Origin of the sequence: Microbulbifer epialgicus (genome assembly GCF_041447265.1) — a bacterium.
Taxonomy (GTDB): domain Bacteria; phylum Pseudomonadota; class Gammaproteobacteria; order Pseudomonadales; family Cellvibrionaceae; genus Microbulbifer; species Microbulbifer epialgicus.
Map to the genome: position 1 here is coordinate 1 of NZ_JBGMEK010000187.1, position 2709 is coordinate 2709.

Annotated in this window: 3 protein-coding genes; all 3 read left to right on the forward strand. The window is 40.3% G+C overall.

The features are described from left to right. Nucleotides 1-331 precede the first annotated feature (331 nt). A complete protein-coding gene (locus ACCI49_RS24225) occupies nucleotides 332-580 on the forward strand; it encodes a DUF2164 domain-containing protein (RefSeq protein WP_371841822.1) in 249 nt (82 codons plus the stop codon). 528 nt (nucleotides 581-1108) lie between these two features. Then, nucleotides 1109-1585, forward strand: a complete 477-nt coding sequence (locus tag ACCI49_RS24230) for a VanZ family protein (protein ID WP_371841824.1) — start codon at nucleotides 1109-1111, stop codon at nucleotides 1583-1585. Nucleotides 1586-1677: 92 nt separating this feature from the next. After that, the gene (locus ACCI49_RS24235) at nucleotides 1678-2292 is read left to right on the forward strand and encodes a nucleoside deaminase (RefSeq protein WP_371841825.1); all 615 of its coding nucleotides are present in this window, start codon (nucleotides 1678-1680) and stop codon (nucleotides 2290-2292) included. The last annotated feature ends 417 nt before the right edge of the window (nucleotides 2293-2709 follow it).

The window sequence follows — 2709 nt, forward strand, 5'->3', positions numbered from 1 at the left end:
TCGTTCAGAATGGACGCTTCATTATCAGAAACTTGAAAAGGTTTAGGTGTACGCATAGAAGATACATTATACGGACAATTCTCCATTAGTTACATTACTTTCCGCATGGACCACTAGTGCTGGTAATTTTGTTCTCCGAATTATTGTATACAGTAAGTAGCATATATTCGTAGTGAATTTTCACACGATTCCACGATCAACAAAAAACAACCCGCTAATGCGGAATTCTAAAAGCTGCCACTATCTTTACTTGCACAAAGACACTGTCAACTTTCTTAACGGTTCCGTATATCTAATTTCGATATGCGCTGAGAAATTTTAGGTTTTTAATGTGAAAGAGATTAAGCTTTCAAAAACACAAAAAGAGATGATGGTTAGTAAAGTTAAGACCTACTTTGCCGACAACCTGGATCAGGATATAGGTGCATTTGACGCTGAATTTCTCATAGATTTCTTCGCTGCAGAGCTAGGAGGTCATTACTATAACCAAGGGCTAGCTGACGCACAGCATGTTTTCAACGAAAAAATAGAAGAAATTGGCTATATTATTCAAGAGTTGGAAAAGCCTGAAAGTATTTAGCATGGAGTGCAGCAGTCATAACCAAGCGCACCACCTCGGTCGCTATACTTTCTGGATGCTGCTCCGTGGCTTCGCACTCCACAGCACCGGTGTGCGCAGTGTTAACTGGTAATAATTCCTTTGGAGCATTTTCAAGATGGCTGGGTTGGAGCCTATATTCAGCTTGGACAACGTACGCCATATATATTTGGCTTCAGTTGAACGAAAATATGATTAAGCTCATTACCCAGCGCTGCTGTTTTTCCTAGCAGCTGTTTTGGTGATTTCCTCAGACTGGGTTGCTATCGAGTCTGACCTTTATGCAGGGTTACAATTTTTGGGAGTGGTAGCCATAATCGCAATACCATCATTGATTATTGTCGGCGTCACGTATACTTTATTAGCCTACGATATCTAAAAATATGGAGTGCTGCAGCAAACCTTTAATAAGACCTTCAACTTCGCGCCTATCGGCGCCGGACGGCCTGCGCCTTGCTCTCACTGCCTATTATAAGAGTGTTATACTAAACGCTCGGGACCGTATGAGGCATGGACGCCGATTACGAGCTTACAGGGATGTATTCACAGCGCATCTCGAGTGCATTGTGTTCTTTCCTTCTGACCCAGCAGCAACAAACAGAAAATTTTATGAAAGCATTACTACATGTCGTTGAAACTCAATGGTTACTACTTACTGTAGTAATCATTATTCTGATTTCAGTTATGTCTTTGTATCCTCTAGAGAGTCTTCCTTTAGTTCCCGGTTCTGATAAAACTCATCATTTTATTGCATATGCAACGCTGGTTTTTCCAGCAGCCTATGCCAAACCAAAGTTGTGGCCAGTTATAGTTATTGGTCTTTTTGGCTACAGTGGCTTGATAGAATTGTTGCAACCTTATGTTAATCGTTATGGTGAATGGCTGGATTTGACTGCCAATGCCATCGGGCTTATGGTAGGCATGGTGTTAGCATTTATCGTTAAAGCAGTTTTTGGAGGACGAAGCGGTGATGAAAAATTGTTATAACGAAAAAGAATAGATCGCGCAGCATCCTCTTTTTAGCATAACTTAAGTAAATATACTTCACAATTAAACCATCTTACCACCGGATTAACACAATGGACAAACAGTTATTTGACACACAAAGAAACCACCAGAACATCTTTTATAGAAAGCTATCGAAACGAACACTTTTGACCAATTGGCTAGCCATACTTACAGCCAATTTACTTTCACCTAATTTAGAAGCAAAAACAGTAAAAAAGGAAACAAACAAAGAAAAAAACACTTCCCGCAATATTCATGAATATTATATGAGACTCGCGATCAAAGAGGGAAAAAATGTTCCAAAATATCCTTTTGGCGCCGTTATTGTAAATCGATTAACTGGTGAAATAGTTTCAAAAGGCTACAATCAGTCCACCCACAACCCAATTTTACACGGGGAAATAGTTGCAATAAATAATTGTGCAAAGCATAAAATAAAAATACTTTGGTCTGAGTTAGATTTATATTCAACAGCAGAGCCATGCCCCATGTGTCAAAGTGCTATTGAATGGGCAGGAATTAAAAATGTATATTACGGTTCTTCTATTCCATTCTTACAAGGCCTAAAATGGGAGCAGATCAACATTCGGGCACAGGAAGTCAGTGATAGGACACCTTTCAGAAATACAAAAATCATTGGTGGTTTGCTGGAAGGTGAATGTAATAAATTGTTCCTCACCGCCTAACGAATAAAGATAGATCGCGCGTAGCCGAGATCTATCCAGATGCTGGGCAGGCCTGTAGCTTCCAATCTGCTCTTTATAAGAAAATTTCTTATTCAGAAATTTGGGGTTTTTGACATTTGAGGCGCGCTGTGAATACATCCCTGTAAGCTCGTAATCGGCATCCATGCCTCATACGGTCCCGAGTGCAGTGTGTTCTTTCCTTCCCCCTTTTTAGTAAGTTCTATTTCCTCCTTATCTCTAAATAGTCGACCCTGAAAAAGTCTCCAGACCTTGTGGCACTAGGACTACGTGGATATATGACATAGCCATTTCGACCAGTTTTCGCTATTCTGATCCAAATTTCTGGTCGAAATGCTCAAGGATAATGATGCTCACGGACACCGATCAGTACCAACAAACCAGCTTTTTTGGCACCGA